At 69.6% G+C, this 13,734-nt stretch carries 20 protein-coding genes; 5 read left to right on the top strand and 15 right to left on the bottom strand.

Translation table 11 applies throughout. The annotated features are described in order from the left end of the window. Nucleotides 1–70 precede the first annotated feature (70 nt). The 10 genes from ACP15J_RS13305 to ACP15J_RS13260 all read right to left on the bottom strand — a co-directional run bounded on the left by ACP15J_RS13305 (nucleotide 71) and on the right by ACP15J_RS13260 (nucleotide 5,699). A complete protein-coding gene (locus tag ACP15J_RS13305; RefSeq protein ID WP_015985778.1) occupies nucleotides 71–289 on the bottom strand; it encodes a hypothetical protein in 219 nt (72 codons plus the stop codon). Continuing rightward, the gene (locus tag ACP15J_RS13300) at nucleotides 286–666 is read right to left on the bottom strand and encodes a hypothetical protein (protein ID WP_424937550.1); all 381 of its coding nucleotides are present in this window, start codon (nucleotides 664–666) and stop codon (nucleotides 286–288) included. Before ACP15J_RS13300 ends, ACP15J_RS13305 begins: the two co-directional genes overlap by 4 nt. Before the next feature lie 139 nt (nucleotides 667–805). After that, the gene (locus ACP15J_RS13295) at nucleotides 806–1,858 is read right to left on the bottom strand and encodes a hypothetical protein (RefSeq protein ID WP_424937551.1); all 1,053 of its coding nucleotides are present in this window, start codon (nucleotides 1,856–1,858) and stop codon (nucleotides 806–808) included. Then, complete coding sequence (locus ACP15J_RS13290; protein ID WP_015985774.1) at nucleotides 1,855–2,316, bottom strand: hypothetical protein; 462 nt, start codon at nucleotides 2,314–2,316, stop codon at nucleotides 1,855–1,857. Before ACP15J_RS13290 ends, ACP15J_RS13295 begins: the two co-directional genes overlap by 4 nt. Then, nucleotides 2,316–2,978 carry a hypothetical protein gene (locus tag ACP15J_RS13285; protein WP_424937552.1) on the bottom strand — a complete coding sequence of 221 codons (663 nt, stop codon included), beginning with the start codon at nucleotides 2,976–2,978 and terminating at the stop codon, nucleotides 2,316–2,318. Before ACP15J_RS13285 ends, ACP15J_RS13290 begins: the two co-directional genes overlap by 1 nt. After that, complete coding sequence (locus tag ACP15J_RS13280) at nucleotides 2,975–3,949, bottom strand: YqaJ viral recombinase family protein (protein ID WP_424937684.1); 975 nt, start codon at nucleotides 3,947–3,949, stop codon at nucleotides 2,975–2,977. The genes ACP15J_RS13285 and ACP15J_RS13280 overlap by 4 nt, the downstream gene beginning before the upstream one ends. A gap of 2 nt (nucleotides 3,950–3,951) precedes the next feature. Further along, entirely contained in the window at nucleotides 3,952–4,332 is a 381-nt protein-coding gene (locus ACP15J_RS13275; RefSeq protein ID WP_015985771.1) for a hypothetical protein, read from the bottom strand. Further along, on the bottom strand, nucleotides 4,332–4,619 hold the full coding sequence (locus ACP15J_RS13270) for a hypothetical protein (RefSeq protein ID WP_015985770.1): 288 nt from the start codon (nucleotides 4,617–4,619) through the stop codon (nucleotides 4,332–4,334). Before ACP15J_RS13270 ends, ACP15J_RS13275 begins: the two co-directional genes overlap by 1 nt. Continuing rightward, nucleotides 4,616–4,870 carry a hypothetical protein gene (locus tag ACP15J_RS13265; protein WP_015985769.1) on the bottom strand — a complete coding sequence of 85 codons (255 nt, stop codon included), beginning with the start codon at nucleotides 4,868–4,870 and terminating at the stop codon, nucleotides 4,616–4,618. Before ACP15J_RS13265 ends, ACP15J_RS13270 begins: the two co-directional genes overlap by 4 nt. Before the next feature lie 67 nt (nucleotides 4,871–4,937). Further along, nucleotides 4,938–5,699 carry a phage antirepressor KilAC domain-containing protein gene (locus tag ACP15J_RS13260; protein WP_424937553.1) on the bottom strand — a complete coding sequence of 254 codons (762 nt, stop codon included), beginning with the start codon at nucleotides 5,697–5,699 and terminating at the stop codon, nucleotides 4,938–4,940. Nucleotides 5,700–5,732: 33 nt separating this feature from the next. On the opposite strand from ACP15J_RS13260, the gene ACP15J_RS13255 reads away from it, so the two are divergent. Then, entirely contained in the window at nucleotides 5,733–6,146 is a 414-nt protein-coding gene (locus ACP15J_RS13255; protein ID WP_424937554.1) for a hypothetical protein, read from the top strand. Nucleotides 6,147–6,161: 15 nt separating this feature from the next. Here the strand turns inward: ACP15J_RS13255 and ACP15J_RS13250 are convergent, their stop codons facing one another. Both ACP15J_RS13250 and ACP15J_RS13245 read right to left on the bottom strand, forming a co-directional pair. Continuing rightward, nucleotides 6,162–6,371 carry a hypothetical protein gene (locus tag ACP15J_RS13250; protein WP_424937555.1) on the bottom strand — a complete coding sequence of 70 codons (210 nt, stop codon included), beginning with the start codon at nucleotides 6,369–6,371 and terminating at the stop codon, nucleotides 6,162–6,164. After that, nucleotides 6,368–6,616, bottom strand: coding sequence for a helix-turn-helix domain-containing protein (locus tag ACP15J_RS13245; protein WP_424937556.1), 249 nt, complete (start codon nucleotides 6,614–6,616; stop codon nucleotides 6,368–6,370). Before ACP15J_RS13245 ends, ACP15J_RS13250 begins: the two co-directional genes overlap by 4 nt. Nucleotides 6,617–6,712: 96 nt before the next feature. On the opposite strand from ACP15J_RS13245, the gene ACP15J_RS13240 reads away from it, so the two are divergent. Genes ACP15J_RS13240 through ACP15J_RS13230 form a run of 3 tightly spaced genes read left to right on the top strand, consistent with a single transcriptional unit; the run spans nucleotide 6,713 to nucleotide 9,140 of the window. Beyond that, nucleotides 6,713–7,228, top strand: coding sequence for a helix-turn-helix domain-containing protein (locus tag ACP15J_RS13240; protein WP_424937557.1), 516 nt, complete (start codon nucleotides 6,713–6,715; stop codon nucleotides 7,226–7,228). 8 nt (nucleotides 7,229–7,236) lie between these two features. Then, entirely contained in the window at nucleotides 7,237–7,698 is a 462-nt protein-coding gene (locus ACP15J_RS13235) for an ImmA/IrrE family metallo-endopeptidase (RefSeq protein ID WP_424937558.1), read from the top strand. After that, the gene (locus tag ACP15J_RS13230; protein ID WP_424937559.1) at nucleotides 7,698–9,140 is read left to right on the top strand and encodes a recombinase family protein; all 1,443 of its coding nucleotides are present in this window, start codon (nucleotides 7,698–7,700) and stop codon (nucleotides 9,138–9,140) included. Before ACP15J_RS13235 ends, ACP15J_RS13230 begins: the two co-directional genes overlap by 1 nt. Here ACP15J_RS13230 and ACP15J_RS13225 read toward each other — a convergent pair. The 3 genes from ACP15J_RS13225 to ACP15J_RS13215 all read right to left on the bottom strand — a co-directional run bounded on the left by ACP15J_RS13225 (nucleotide 9,131) and on the right by ACP15J_RS13215 (nucleotide 11,338). Next, nucleotides 9,131–9,328, bottom strand: a complete 198-nt coding sequence (locus tag ACP15J_RS13225) for a DUF4244 domain-containing protein (RefSeq protein WP_424937560.1) — start codon at nucleotides 9,326–9,328, stop codon at nucleotides 9,131–9,133. The genes ACP15J_RS13230 and ACP15J_RS13225 overlap by 10 nt on opposite strands. A gap of 88 nt (nucleotides 9,329–9,416) precedes the next feature. Next, a complete protein-coding gene (locus tag ACP15J_RS13220; protein ID WP_424937561.1) occupies nucleotides 9,417–10,355 on the bottom strand; it encodes a type II secretion system F family protein in 939 nt (312 codons plus the stop codon). Next, nucleotides 10,349–11,338 carry a TadA family conjugal transfer-associated ATPase gene (locus tag ACP15J_RS13215; protein WP_424937562.1) on the bottom strand — a complete coding sequence of 330 codons (990 nt, stop codon included), beginning with the start codon at nucleotides 11,336–11,338 and terminating at the stop codon, nucleotides 10,349–10,351. Before ACP15J_RS13215 ends, ACP15J_RS13220 begins: the two co-directional genes overlap by 7 nt. 380 nt (nucleotides 11,339–11,718) lie before the next feature. Between ACP15J_RS13215 and acs the strand changes: the two genes are divergently transcribed. Next, the gene (gene acs, locus ACP15J_RS13210; protein ID WP_424937563.1) at nucleotides 11,719–13,686 is read left to right on the top strand and encodes an acetate--CoA ligase; all 1,968 of its coding nucleotides are present in this window, start codon (nucleotides 11,719–11,721) and stop codon (nucleotides 13,684–13,686) included. Nucleotides 13,687–13,734 lie beyond the last annotated feature (48 nt).

Raw genomic sequence — 13,734 nt, 5'->3', positions numbered from 1 at the left:
ACGTGCCGGCCCGGGCCGAGCTCGTCCGCCCAGACCACGACGTACGTCATCGCATACCGCGGCATCACGCTCATCGGACACCCGCCTTCCTGTCGGTGCGCACCCCGGCGCGCCAGTCCTTGTGCTGCTCGCTCGTCTTCGAGCACAGCCCGTACGTGTCGAGCCGGATCGCGCGCTGCCCGCACAGTGCGCACGTCGGCGCACCAGCCTGGACGGCATCGATGTCCGCGAGCGCGGCGAGCGTCACCGCCCGATCCGGCGCCCACTCCCTCTCCATCTGGTCGCTCATGAGCACGCCTCCACCTCGGACACGTGCCGGCGCTTCGTCGCCGAGAGCAGCAGCCACCGCTCCCCATCGATGCTCTCGACGGGAGTCGCCATCGCGCGCTGGAGCGTCGCGGCGTTCGTCGCTGCCTTCTCCACCCGCAGACCCCGGTCGATCAAGTCGAGGCGGGTGATCGCGTCGGCGTCCTCCGCGAGCCCGTTGCAGACCGCGCATACCGCGCAGAGGTTCGCCGGGTGGTCGAGGATCGTCGACCCGCCCGAGCCGCGGTTCGCCCGGTGATGCGCTGTCTGCGCCTCCCCCAGGCAGCCGGGGAGCATCATCAGGCAGAAGCCGCCATCGCGGGCGATCACCTGCCGCTTCGTCGTAGCCGTGACCGTCACCGCCCCGGCTCCCCTCGATGACACCCACACCGATACCCGGTGCGGCACATGTACGGGGTCTTGCAGCACGACGGCCGACACCGGCCGGGCGGGTCATCGTGCGGTCGCGTCTGCGGGACCGCACCGGGTGTCGGGCGGGTCATGCCGCACCCCAATCGAGGAGCCCGTCGGCCATACACTCGGGAGACACCCACAGGCGCTCTCGTCGCCCGGCTCCCAAGTCGGTGCTATAGCCGGCGCCGCCTCCCGCTTTTCCGGCCTCTACTGTCCATCCGTGGCCTAGTAGGGCGTCGTGCTCGTTGTCGTATCCGCACAGCACGATCCGGTGTCCAGCACCATGGCGAACGCACCAATCGCGCACTTCAGCGCTGATCGTCTTGTGCTCGTCTCCACCCGTGTTCGTCGATGCATACAGGTCGCCAGACGTTGCGTAGGGCGGGTCCAGGAAGATTCCCGTGATGCCGGGGCCGGCCGTTGCGCGCAGCACGGACGGCTTCAGCACGCGCCGCCAGTCGCCGCACGCGATCCGCACCGACGCGAGCCGGGCGGCTAGCGTCCGCATGTACGCGGCTAGGCGCGCCTCCTGCCCCGCGTCTCCGAGGTGGGGAAGCTCGCGGTTCACGCCCTTCCCCGCGTCTCCGAGGTGGGGAAGCTTGCGGTTCACGCCCTTCCCCGCGTCTCCGAGGTGGGGAAGCTTGCGGTTCACGCCCTTCCCCGCGTCTCCGAGGTGGGGAAGCTTGCGTGTGTCCTGCAGTCGGTCGTCGACTACGCGCCACGGCCCTGGCCCCCACGGGTCACCGATCCCACACGCCGCGACATATAGCCACCAGCCGGCGGCCTTCGCGTCGAACGCCTCTGGCCCGCCCTCAAGCCAGGGGACCAGATCGTCCGTGCGACGCTCCTGCAACCATGCGAGACGCGCGTGATAGTCGATCTCAGTCACGGGACCGGCCGCATGGTGCGCGACCTCGTTCGGCGCCTGCTGGATCGCCCTCCATGTGTTCACAAGCCACCCGTCAGCGTCGTTGATCGTCTCCACTCGGCGACCCGGCACGTCAGGGCGGGCGAGGAGCACGGCCGCAGATCCCGCGAACGGCTCCACATACCCGCCCACGTCCCCGAGGCGCGCCCAGACTGTCTCCGCCGCACGACGCTTCCCTCCGAAGTAGGGGAACGGCGCCGTCAGACTCATCGGTGCTCTCCTCGGAAGTTTGCGTTCAGGCTGCGGAGGATGTCTATGTCGCGACCGATGGCGCGGTCGTAGTCGCGGGCGTATTCGAGGAGCAGCCAGGCCTCGTCGACGGCCTCCTGTGCGGTGCGGACGCGGTCGTCGGTGGCGCGTGCGAGGTCCCGGCGCTCGGTCATGGGAAGGCGCGGGTACGTGGCGAGCATGTCGCGGGCACCGATCGCGAGTGCGATCGTCAGCTCGCGCTCGGCTGCCTTGAGCTTGGTACGCAGGGAGTCGAGCGCCTTCGGGGCGCGGCGGGCGACCTGGCGGGCGTACTGGAGCGCGCCCGCGCACTGGACCGGGGTCGGGAGCATCGCGAGGAGTTGGTCCTCGGAGAGCTCGGCGAGGTTCAGCGGAACGAGGTCCAGTTCAGCGGGGCGCTCGTCTTCCTCGATCTCGCCCGTGGTGAAGTTCACACTCATCAGCGACGTCCCTTCTTGCGGGCGCGGCGGGCCGCGCGGTTCCCAGCCGGGGGCAGGTAGTCGCGCGGCGCCGGCCGCGACGGGGCCGAGACCACCGCGGCCGGGACCGGGATCGAGGCGGTGATCGGGGCGACCTGCCACGCGTTCGCGGCGACCTCGGCGAGACGCGCGCGCAGCGCCGCCTCCCGGGCCGGGGTCACCGCTCGGGCGTCCTTCATGGCCCGGTGGAGTCCGGTGACGGCGTCCACAGTCGTGGCCTCAGCGATCTCGGCGTCCCAGTCGCGGGTGACGGCGGGCGGCGCAGCCGGGGCCTCGTCGGGCTCGCGGCGGTCGCCGATCGCGTCACGGAACGCCCGGCGGAGGGCGGCGCGGACCACGTAGGCGCCGAAGAGCTTCATCGGCTTCGCAAGCCACAGCCCCCGCCAGGAGTCATCGGCGGGCAGCGACTCGACCCAGGACACGTAGACCGTCGTCGCGACGCCGTCACGGTGGACGGTCACACGAGCCATGGCCGGGTGGGCGTCGGCGATCCAGAACGGGGACCAGGCGGCGCCGTCCTCGGAGAACTCTGGGGGGTCGATCTGCACCTTGTCGCCGGTGGCGATCGCGAGGCGCTCATACTCGGCGAGGGTCTGGGCGACGTCGTCAATGTTCGGGGTCATGCGGGATCCTTCGTCTCGGTCACGAGCAGCCGGGCCGAGGGCTTCTCGCGGTGATACAGCTCGACGGCCGCAGCCTCCGTCGCGGCGATGCAGGCGCGCACCGCGATCCACTCGGCGTGGGTGGCGGGCTCGGCGGCGGCCCACGCGTCCTCGTCAAGGACGGTCGTGGTGCTGCGGGTGTAGGTGAAGCTCGCGCGGTGGCCGGCGCCCTTCACACCGTGCTCATCCGCGGCCTGCTCGGCGTGCCGGCGGACGACGGCGAGCGCGTCGGCCTCGGCCTTCTTGTGCTCAGCCATCGCAGCCCGGGCCTCGACGATGGTCGCGAGGGCGTCGTCGATCTCGTCGGGCAGGTCGGCATCCGCGTCGGGGGCTCCGGCGGCGCGCCAGGCGAGGAACGCCTCGGCCTCGGCGACGAGCTTCGCGATCCGCTTCTCATCCCGCTCCACCCACCGGTAGCGGGGAGCGTCGAGCGTCGGCGTGCCGTCCTCCCCCATGACCTCCCACACGTACAACCACCGGTCGAAGCCGAGGACATACATGCCGAACTGCATCTGGTCGTAATGGTCGGCGGGGATGTCGTCGCGGTACCCCCAGGAGTGGTCGTGCGACTTCGCCTCGACCCCGAACGGCTCGCCGCCGTCTGCGCCGAGGCCGTCCGGTGTGGCGAGGATCAGCGGGTTCTCCGGGTGGGCGTAGAGGGCACGGTTCTCGACGCAGTCGGCGACGTTCTCGGCGACCCAGGCGAGCAGGAACGGCTCACGCTCATGGCCGCGGCGGGTGTGCGCGTTCCCGCGGAACGTGGACCCGTTGAGCTTGTCGGCCAGTATCCGCCGGTGCGTGCCACGGCCACCAGCGGCGATCGCGTGGATCTCCGACGCCGTCACCCCGGCGGCGCGCGCGGCGAGCCCTTCCTCGGAGCCAAGGGAATCCTCCGCGATGGCGTGCAGTGGGCGCCCCGCGATCGAGGCCATGGTCACGATGCGTCCTCGTCGTCGGCGACGTACACGCCGGAGGCGGTGCGGAGGTCGAACGCGGCCTTCGCCATCGGGTCGGTCCCGACGCCGAAGTCGAAGTCGAGAGTCGCGTCGCCGATCCGGTCGGCGCGGACACGGCCCATGATGTCGACGATCGTGTCCACGTCGGCCTCGTCGGTGATCGGCTCGACGAACAAGGCGCCCGCGGTCGGCGTGTACCGCTCGCCGTCGCCGGTGTGCTCGATCGTCGTCCGGACGCAGTCGACGATCATGACGATCACATGCCGGCGGTCGGGGTGCTTCACGAGTTGGGCGTGCAGACGCTCCATGCCGTTGCGGTCGTGCTCCTGCGGCAGGCTGCCGGACAGCTTCACGGTCATCAGGACTCCTTCGATCGGATGAAGAACAAGGCGGCGAACGCGCCGAGGAGGACCAGCGCCATGACGTCGGCGCCGTTGAAGACGGGTCGGGCGGCTTCGATGCCGACCGGGACGATCGCAATGAGGATCGTCGCGAGGAGGATCATCCGCCACGGCTCGAACGGCCAGAAGGGAGCCGGGACGAACGAGGCCCCGCACTCGCAGCACGCGTCCCTCTCCCGGTCGAGGAGACAAGTCGGGCAGTGGTGCCCGTCCGGGCATGTCTGAACCTCGGTGTCGGGCATCATGCGACCTCTCCCATCGACTCGATGTCATTCAGGGTCGGGACGTCGATCAGGCGGACGTGCGCGGACGCGGAGACCGGGGTGATGTCTACGACCTCGACCGGCTCGATCGCGAACACACGCCCCTGGATCTCCGCGGCGGCGGCCGTGGCCGCCTCGATGTCGGTCAAGAACCGGCGGCGTCCGGCGAGCGTGGCGCGCCCGTCGCGTTCCTCGACGGCGAGGAACGTAGGCTGATACGTGCTGGTGGACATGTCCGTGTCCTCCTTCTCTTCAGGTGGGGTGCCCGTTGCCGCGGGCGCCCCGTCTTTGGTTCTGGGGTCAGGTCAGGGCGAGCGCGCCGAGACGCACCCGGAGACGCTCGAGGCCGCGGGCGGTGACACGAACCTGCGGGGCCACCGGGACGAACTCGCCCGAGGCAGGGTCGCGGCGGGGCGGCTGCGCCCGCTCAGCGAGGTACCCGGAATGCACAGCCGTGGAGTACGCCCGCCACCGGCGATCCCCGCCGCGGAAGATCCAGCCGAGCTCATCGAGCTGCTCGAACAACCGCTGAGGTCCTGTCTGAACGCCCGCGCGCTGCAGGATCTTCGCCGCGTCGCCGACGGCGTAGTCCGTGCCTGCGTCGGCGAGCTCATCCCACGCCTCTGCACGCGGGGTGAGCGCGGCGTTCGCGGTCTCGAGCACCTCGGCGCGCTCCACCGTCGCGGCCAGCTCCCGAAGCGCCTCCGCGTAGGACTGCGGCAGCGCCGGAGCCGGCGCGGCGTAGGAGCCGGTGCGGATGACTGTCGGGAGGACCTCCTCGAACGCCCACCGCTCGAACTGCTCCGCCTGCGGGAGACGACTCCCCGTGATCAGGCGCAGCAGGTCCGGCTCGCCGATCACCCGCGCAAGCTGGGGGCGGCCCAAGCTGTCTGTGATGGGGTGGTGAACCGCCACCCCACGGCAGTGCTGCTTGATCGCGCTCGTCGGATCCGCGTAGCCGAGCGCCGACGCGACGTCCCGCGCCACGAACCGGGGCAGCCCGTCAACCATGACTACGCGCACGTCGTGGCCGTCGAACCCGAAGACCTCCAACGCGCTCACGACGCCACCGCCCCGGGCTCTATGCTCATGGCCATGTGGGAATTCGGATGGAGCGAGATCATCGCGACGGGAGCGCTGGTCGTCGCCATCGCGGGGTGGATCGATAGCCGCTTGCGTGTCTCACGCACCGAGGTGTCTTTTGCTCTTGAGGAGACGAACGAGGAGAACCGATTCCTGATCCGAGCGACGGGCACACGCACCGTCAAGGACTTCCGACTCGACCTCACCGGCCTGGCCCGATACGAGATCGACGGACTCACCTTCCGCAACATCATGCGCCCGGGCGACTCGATCACCTTCTGGATGAACGCATCACACGGCCTCGTTCCAGAGGAGCTCGTGGTGAAGTTCGGACGACGCGGTGAGCGAGTCATCGCTTTCCCCCAGAGCGTCGAACTGCGTCCAGCCATCCAAGAGCTGAGATCAGAACTGCCACCAGCGATATGACCAGCGTGTAGACGCTCACGACGCCACCGCCTGACCGACCGGATCCGCCTTGCAGAGCCCCGACGCCTCAGCGCGACGGATGCACTCCTCCATCGACGGACCGCCCGGGTACCAGATCCGTTCAGCCGCCTCACGCACTGTCAAAGTGCGGACGATCGCAGCCTCCTCGGCGACCACACGGCCCAGATCCCGGAGTGCCTGCTCCTTCGACTTGTAGCCGCTCACGACGCCACCGCCAGGACGACGTTCCTCTGGAAAGGTGGAGGCGTGAACTGGCTGGGCGAAACCCCCAGCGCTTCCGCGATCAGCAGCAGTTCAGTGAAGGAGAACTCGGTCTTGCCCGCGACCTTCCGGTTCAGAGTCGGATACGGGATGCCGGTCTCATCAGACACCGATGTCTTCGACCGCCCCGCGTCAACGATGGCGTCCCGGACCGCCGCGGAGGTCCACTCGATGATCGGATTGCTCATACGGACAACCTATGTGCTCATGCCAGCACTCGTCAAGGAGTTCCGATGATCAGTTCGGGCATTGTGGTTGCCGTTCTTGATCAGTAGAGTGCTCTCATGGACATTCGGAAGCGAGCGGAAACCTTCTCGCGCTACGTCGGCCTCGAGCTGAAAGGCCGCATCACCACGCAACAGTTCACCGCGAAGGCAGTCGCGGAGGCGATCGGACGGCAACCGGCGGCCTTCAACCGCTGGCTGAACGGCAAGGTAGAGATCCCGATGTCCGTCCTGTGCGAGGCATGCGAGTTCATCGATGTCGAGCCATCAAAGATCGTGGAAGACGCCTACTCAAGACTTGCCGTCGAGTACGGGGAGCGCGACGGACGGATCTACGTTGGGGCCGACCATGACGCACTGGTCCCCGGCGGGATGAGCGTGGTAGGCACTCCTGATGCAGGCTCCGATGTGACCGACGATCCAGCGTCAACCACGGGCGCAATCACTCCGTTCCGGAAGAGTGTCCCCACCGTCGTGGACACTATCGATCACGTCGAGACGCCGGATCTCGACCGGCTCGACTACGCGGCGAAGCGTGGCGTGCGGAAGGCCGACCAGGAGCCCTGGGCGGAATAGGGGGACCGATGGAACGGATGCGACGCCTGCTCGATGCCGCGAACAATCACAGCTACGTGGTTCACTTCTGCGGGCTTCCCGACGACCTCCTCGCCTGCACCGTGCCGGAGATGCGGCGCATCTTCGTCGACTCCCGGCTCACCGAAGACGAGCAGCGCGGGCACCTCGCCCACGAGCTCGGCCACCTCCACACCGGCGACCCATGCGTGAAGCATCCCCGCACTGCCGCCGAACTCGCCCGCGAACGCCGCGCCGACCGCTACGCGGCCCGCCTCCTCATCGACCCCCTCACATACGCCCGCGTCGAAGCCATCAACCCCGACCAGCACGCGATCGCTGACGAACTCGGCATCCCCGTCGAATACGTCCACGTCTTCGAACAGGACTGCCTCACACAGGTACGCGGCATCACATACGTCCATGCCAAGGAAGGCATCGGGCAGTGGGCACACCGCGGGGAAGTCGCCTGATGGCAACGCGCCTGCGCGCCGTAACCGAGACCGCACCGCGCGCGATCATCTACCTCCGCCAGTCCGTGCATCGTGACGAATCGATCAGCCTCGAGCTACAGGAGCTCGCCTGCCGCGACTACTGCGCACGCATGGGATATGACGTCATCGCCGTCGAAGCCGACCCGGGCGTCTCAGGGCGCACATGGAACCGGCCCGCCGTGCAACGCGTGATGTCCGCGATCGACGAGCGTGACGCCGACGTCATCGTCCTCTGGAAATGGTCGCGGCTCTCACGGTCCCGGAAAGACTGGGCGCTCGCGATCGACCGTGCCGACCTTGCCGGCGGAAAGATCGAATCCGCAACAGAGCCGATCGACACCGCCACAGCGTCAGGACGCTTCGCCCGCGGCGTCATGACCGAGTACGCGGCGTTCCAGTCTGAGCAGATCGGCGAGCAATGGGAGGAGGTTCGGCGACGCCGTATCGGCCTCGGCCTCCCCGCATCAGGCCGACTCCCCTTCGGTTGGGTCCGCACCGCCCAAGGCATCGAGCCCCACCCCGAACACGCGGCGATAGTCGTCGAAATGTACCGACGCTACCTCGACGGTCAGGGGTCGGCAGCCATCGCGATGTGGCTGAATGCTCAAGGCATCCCCGCCCCGAACGGCGGCACCTGGCGCCGCGCCCGGCCACTCGGCGTCATGGACTCCCCCATCCACGTCGGACAGATCCCCTACCGTGACGCGACCTACCCGGGCCGACACGCACCGATCATCGACGAGGCAACCTGGGCCGCCTACCAGACCGAACGCGCCCGCCGACGGGAGAACACCGAGCGACCCCGCGAGTACCAACACCTCCTCTCCGGCCTCCTGACCTGCTCCTGCGGCTCCCGCATGCACGGGAAGGGCTCCATCACCGCCGGGAAGATCTACCGCGGCTACATCTGCGGCGAGACAACCAAGAGCCACGAACGACGCGCCTACGTCTCAGCCCTCACAGTCGACCCACTTGTCGCAGAGTGGCTCCTCAACCTCGACCCAACCGTCGCCGCGGCGCCCACCGACGCCGCACGCGCCGCTCGACACGCGGCCATCATCCGCGAACAGATGGCCCTCGACAAGGAACTCGGCGTGCTCGGCCGCCAACTCGGCCGCGAGATCATCCCCGAACAGGAGTACATGCGCGCCGCGGCGGAGATCCGCGCCGACCTCGCACGCCTCGCGGCAGAGGAACGCTCCCTGGCCCCAACTCACGCCATCACGGCCGAGGACGTCGCGACACTGCAGAGCACATGGCCCGTGATGACGATCCCAGGACAGAACCGCGGACTCCGCCAGGTCATACGTGACATCGCGGCGCATGACGACGGCGAGCGCTTCACCCTGCGCACCGCATGGGGAAAGGAACACGAGCTGCGAGGGCCGTCTACCTGGAGAGGCAAGCGCCGTCAGCGGTGACCCTTTGTCGGTCGTGACCGCATGATGACGACCAGCAGCCCCGCGAAGGCAACCGCGGCCATCGTGGCGATCGCGTACTCGGCCGTGGCGGCGCCCGACTCGTCGGTGAACAGCGACGCCGCGCGTTGTCGCGTGAGCGGGGGCACGGCGGTCGCCGCGAACGGCGGAGAGAAGAGTGGACTGGTCATCGTGTTTCCCTTCGTTCATTGTCAGATCGTGCTTCTTGTCGGCAATCTTCCGCGGCGCACCACGCGCCCGGCCGCCGCCGGGACCGTGTCAGAGCCCGCCGGGTAGCGGCGTCGTGCTCAGCACGCTCACCACGAGCGGCGCGACGCCCAGCAGGAGGAATGCCGGAAGGGTGCAGACGCCCAGTGGCAGGAGCAGCCGCGCGGACAGGCGCGCCGCCCCGAGCCGACCGCGCACCCGCTCCGTCCGCCGAGCACGAGCGGCCTCGGCGCGAAGCAGATCGACCGCCGGCACTCCTGCGCTCGCGGAGAGTCGGAGCACGCGACCGATGCCCGTCTCCTCTCCCCCGCGCCCGCCGCCACCCTCGCCCGGGGAGGAGCCACCGAGGGCGTCGTCGCTCTCGTCCGACACGAGCGCCATCGCCCTCGGGATCGATGCCCCTCCGGAGAGCGCCACCGCGAGCAGCTCGGCCTGCATGCCGGGGACGCCGGGACGCGGCTGGGCACGACGGACGAGCGCCGCCGTCCAGATGCGGGCGAGCAGGGTGAGCCCGAGGCCGATCACGAGGCAGACCAGGCCGATCGGACGCCCGACCAGCACCGGCAGGGTCTCGAAGCCCAGTGCCGTGCCGAGCAGAATGCCGACGCCGGGCAGCCAGAGCAGAAGCCTGGCCGTCCCGCTGGGCTCGGCCAACGCGACCCGCACTTCGTCCGCCGTCGACACGGCGTCGTCCAGCGCGTCGGCGACGACCCGGAGCACGTCGCCCAACGGCGCCCCGACGGTCGAGGCGATCGCCCACGCCGCGGCGACCTCCCGCCAGACACCGCCCTGCTCGCGCACCGCGTCGGCGACGGTGGCGCCGCGCTCGACGGCGGCGACGACCGACGACGCCGCCGGGACGCCGGACTCGGCGAGGTGCCGCCACGCCGCGATCGGCACGGCCCCGGCCTGCAGGAGCACCGCGAGCATGCGCACCGCCTCGGGAAGAGCTCCCTGCTCGCCCCTCGTCCTTCGTCGAATGCTCACCACGGCCGGATCTCCTCGATGTCCAGACGTTCGCCGGACATCACGAACCGGCCGACCCGTTCGAGCCGACGGCGCCCGCCTCCGCGTTCGAGGTGGAGGACGTAGGCGAAAGCGCTCACCGTCTGCCGCGCGAGCGCCGCCGGGTCCATTCCCGCGAGCGCCCCGAGCGCCTCCATCCGCGCCGGCACATCGGGCAGCCCGCTCGCGTGGAGCGTCCCTGCCCCTCCGTCATGGCCCGTGTTGAGAGCCGTCAGGAGATCCCGCACCTCTTCCCCGCGGCATTCCCCGACGATCAGGCGGTCGGGGCGCATGCGCAGCGACTCGCGCACGAGGCGTGAGACGGGAATCGCCCCGACACCCTCCAGATTCGCCTGCCGAGCCTCGAGCGAGACATGGTGGGGATGGCGGAGCCGGAGCTCGGCGACGTCCTCGATCGTGACGATCCGCTCCTGGGGCGGGACGTGCGCGAGCGCCGCGGCCAGGAGCGTCGTCTTGCCTGTGCCGGTGCCTCCGGTGATGAGGAGGTTGTTGCGTTCCCGCACGACGTCGAGGAGCCAGGCGCACTGCGTGGCGTCGATCGCGCCGAGCCTGACGAGGTCGTGCAGGTTCGCGGCGCGGACCCGTGGTATCCGCACGGAAAGCGTCGTCCCGCCGGTCGAGACCGGCGCGAGGACGGCGTGCACCCGGACGCCGGACCCCAGCCGCACGTCGACGCACGGCGCCTGGTCGTCGAGATGGCGCCCGCCGAGACCGATCAGCCGTACCGCGAGGTCTCGGACCTCTCTCTCCGACGCGGCCCAGGACGGGATCCGCTCGGCCCCGTCCCCGCGATCGACGAACAGCCCTGCCGGACCGTTGACGAAGAGATCGGTGACACGCTCGTCCGCGGCGTGCTCGCCGAGCTCGCCGAAGGCGGGGTCGAGCGTCACGGGCGCCCCCTCGTTCGGTGACGAGGAGCGCGGCACGAGCACGAACGGAGTGGGCATACGCCGAACGTAGGCGACGGCGTCGGCCGACGAAGCGAGATCCCCACGACCCGTGGAGAAGTGCGCGAACCTGCCCTCCCGTGGAGGCGTCGCGGCGCTCTCGCCCGTCTGGAGAGGGCGCTCTCGCCCGTCTGGAGACAGAAGAGGGCGGCATCCCACGGGGGGAATGGGATGCCGCCCAGGCGTCCGCGGTCGGGGGAACCGCGACGCAAAAGCCGTATTCGGCCGTGGCTAGTGTACGCATGTCAGGAGCCCTGACAAAACCCGAAGGCATACCGACTTTCGTCGGTAGTCCGGGGCGGGGGCCCGGATTATATTCACGATGTCGCCGTGCCGCCTCCGGGGAGGCACGTCCCCACCGCAAAGGAGCGCCCCCTCGCATGAGCAGTCAGATCGACCACCTTCTCGAGGAAGACCGACAGTTCCCGCCGTCACCCGAGTTCGCGGCGCAGGCGGTGGCGAAGCCGGAGCTCTACGAGAGCGCCGCCGCCGATCGCGAGTCCTTCTGGGGCGAGCAGGCCAGGGAGCTGCTGCACTGGCACACGCCGTTCACCCAGGTGCTGGACTGGACGACGCCCCCGTTCGCGAAATGGTTCGCCGACGGCGAGCTGAACGTGGCATACAACTGTCTCGATCGTCACGTGGAGGCGGGTCACGGCGACCGGGTCGCACTCCTCTGGGAGGGCGAGCCCGGCGACGAGCGACGCATCACCTACGCGGAGCTCACCGATGAGGTCAAGCGCCTCGCGAACGTGCTCGCCGGCCTCGGCGTCGAGCGCGGAGACCGTGTGGCCGTCTACCTCCCGATGATCCCTGAGGCCATCGCGTCGATGCTCGCCGTCGCCCGCCTCGGCGCGATCCATTCGGTGGTGTTCGGCGGATTCAGTGCCGACAGCCTCCGCTCCCGGATCGACGACGCGGGGGCGAAGCTCGTCATCACGGCCGACGGCGGCTACCGCAAGGGCAAGGTGTCGCCGCTGAAGCCGGCAGTCGACCAGGCGCTGGCAGACCGCGGCGAGGGCGAGCAGAAGACGGTCGAGCACGTGCTCGTGGTCAGGCGCGGCGGCAACGAGGTGGACTGGGTCGAGGGCCGCGACCTCTGGTACCACGACGTGGTGCCGGTCGCCCCGGCCGAGCACGTCGCCGAGGCGTTCCCCGCCGAGAACCCTCTCTTCATCCTTTACACCTCCGGCACCACGGGGAAGCCGAAGGGCATCCTGCACACCTCCGGCGGCTACCTCACGCAGGCCGCCTACACGCATCGGAACGTGTTCGACCTCCATCCGGAGTCCGACGTGTTCTGGTGCACCGCCGACATCGGCTGGATCACCGGCCACTCCTACGTCGCCTACGCTCCCCTCGCGAACGGCGCCACCCAGGTGCTGTACGAGGGGACGCCGGAGACGCCGCATCAGGGTCGCTGGTGGGAGCTCATCGAGAAATACGGCGTGACGATCTTCTACACGGCGCCCACCGCGATCCGGTCCTTCATGAAGATCGGCCGCAGCGTCCCGAGGAAGCACGACCTGTCCAGCCTGCGCGTGCTCGGCTCGGTCGGCGAGCCCATCAACCCCGAGGCGTGGATGTGGTACCGCGAGGTGATCGGCGGGGGCAGGGCGCCGATCGTCGACACCTGGTGGCAGACGGAGACCGGCGCGATCATGGTCTCGCCGCTCCCCGGGATCACGGCGACCAAACCGGGCTCCGCCCAGGTGCCGCTCCCCGGCATCTCGATCGACGTCGTGGACGAGTCGGGGGAGGTCGTGGGCAACGGCAGCGGCGGGCTCCTCGTGATCACCGAGCCCTGGCCGAGCATGCTCCGCGGCATCTGGGGCGACCCGGAGCGTTTCGCGGAGACATACTGGGAGAAGTTCGAGGCGCAGGGCTACTACTTCGCCGGAGACGGGGCACGCCTCGACGAGGACGGCGACCTCTGGCTGCTCGGCCGCGTGGACGACGTGATGAACGTCTCGGGGCACCGCCTCTCGACCGCGGAGATCGAGTCCTCCCTGGTCGCGCACGAGGCCACGGCCGAGGCCGCGGTCGTCGGCGCGTCCGACGAGACGACCGGCCAGGCCGTCGTCGCGTTCGTGATCATCAAGGAGAGCTACCTCGCAGAGCACTCCCCCGAGGGCCTCGCCCAGCAGCTGCGTCTCTGGGTCGGCGAGCAGATCGGCCCGATCGCCCGTCCCCGCGACGTCTACATCGTGAGCGAGCTGCCCAAGACGCGCTCCGGCAAGATCATGCGCCGCCTGCTGCGCGACGTGGCGGAGGGGCGAGAGGTGGGCGACACCACGACACTCGCCGACACCGCGGTGATGAGCGTGATCTCGGCCCAGGTGCGTTGAACGGGACGGACGAGCGAGCGCGATGGGCGCAGAGGCGCATCGTCCTGC

The sequence above is a fragment of the Microbacterium sp. S308A+ genome (assembly GCF_049800815.1).
Classification (GTDB): domain Bacteria; phylum Actinomycetota; class Actinomycetes; order Actinomycetales; family Microbacteriaceae; genus Microbacterium.
This window is presented reverse-complemented; position numbering and strand designations above follow the sequence as displayed.

Excerpts from the sequence above, each read along its gene's own strand:
- ACP15J_RS13230 (WP_424937559.1), top strand. The coding sequence starts at position 7,698 with ATGGCAACGCGCCTGCGCGCCGTAACCGAGACCGCACCGCGCGCGATC.
- ACP15J_RS13225 (WP_424937560.1), bottom strand. The coding sequence starts at position 9,328 with ATGACCAGTCCACTCTTCTCTCCGCCGTTCGCGGCGACCGCCGTGCCC.
- ACP15J_RS13290 (WP_015985774.1), bottom strand. The coding sequence starts at position 2,316 with ATGAGTGTGAACTTCACCACGGGCGAGATCGAGGAAGACGAGCGCCCC.
- ACP15J_RS13285 (WP_424937552.1), bottom strand. The coding sequence starts at position 2,978 with ATGACCCCGAACATTGACGACGTCGCCCAGACCCTCGCCGAGTATGAG.
- ACP15J_RS13280 (WP_424937684.1), bottom strand. The coding sequence starts at position 3,949 with ATGGCCTCGATCGCGGGGCGCCCACTGCACGCCATCGCGGAGGATTCC.
- ACP15J_RS13270 (WP_015985770.1), bottom strand. The coding sequence starts at position 4,619 with ATGATGCCCGACACCGAGGTTCAGACATGCCCGGACGGGCACCACTGC.
- ACP15J_RS13235 (WP_424937558.1), top strand. The coding sequence starts at position 7,237 with ATGGAACGGATGCGACGCCTGCTCGATGCCGCGAACAATCACAGCTAC.
- ACP15J_RS13265 (WP_015985769.1), bottom strand. The coding sequence starts at position 4,870 with ATGTCCACCAGCACGTATCAGCCTACGTTCCTCGCCGTCGAGGAACGC.
- ACP15J_RS13215 (WP_424937562.1), bottom strand. The coding sequence starts at position 11,338 with ATGCCCACTCCGTTCGTGCTCGTGCCGCGCTCCTCGTCACCGAACGAG.
- ACP15J_RS13245 (WP_424937556.1), bottom strand. The coding sequence starts at position 6,616 with ATGAGCAATCCGATCATCGAGTGGACCTCCGCGGCGGTCCGGGACGCC.
- ACP15J_RS13255 (WP_424937554.1), top strand. The coding sequence starts at position 5,733 with ATGTGGGAATTCGGATGGAGCGAGATCATCGCGACGGGAGCGCTGGTC.
- ACP15J_RS13305 (WP_015985778.1), bottom strand. The coding sequence starts at position 289 with ATGAGCGACCAGATGGAGAGGGAGTGGGCGCCGGATCGGGCGGTGACG.
- ACP15J_RS13275 (WP_015985771.1), bottom strand. The coding sequence starts at position 4,332 with ATGACCGTGAAGCTGTCCGGCAGCCTGCCGCAGGAGCACGACCGCAAC.
- acs (WP_424937563.1), top strand. The coding sequence starts at position 11,719 with ATGAGCAGTCAGATCGACCACCTTCTCGAGGAAGACCGACAGTTCCCG.
- ACP15J_RS13240 (WP_424937557.1), top strand. The coding sequence starts at position 6,713 with ATGGACATTCGGAAGCGAGCGGAAACCTTCTCGCGCTACGTCGGCCTC.
- ACP15J_RS13295 (WP_424937551.1), bottom strand. The coding sequence starts at position 1,858 with ATGAGTCTGACGGCGCCGTTCCCCTACTTCGGAGGGAAGCGTCGTGCG.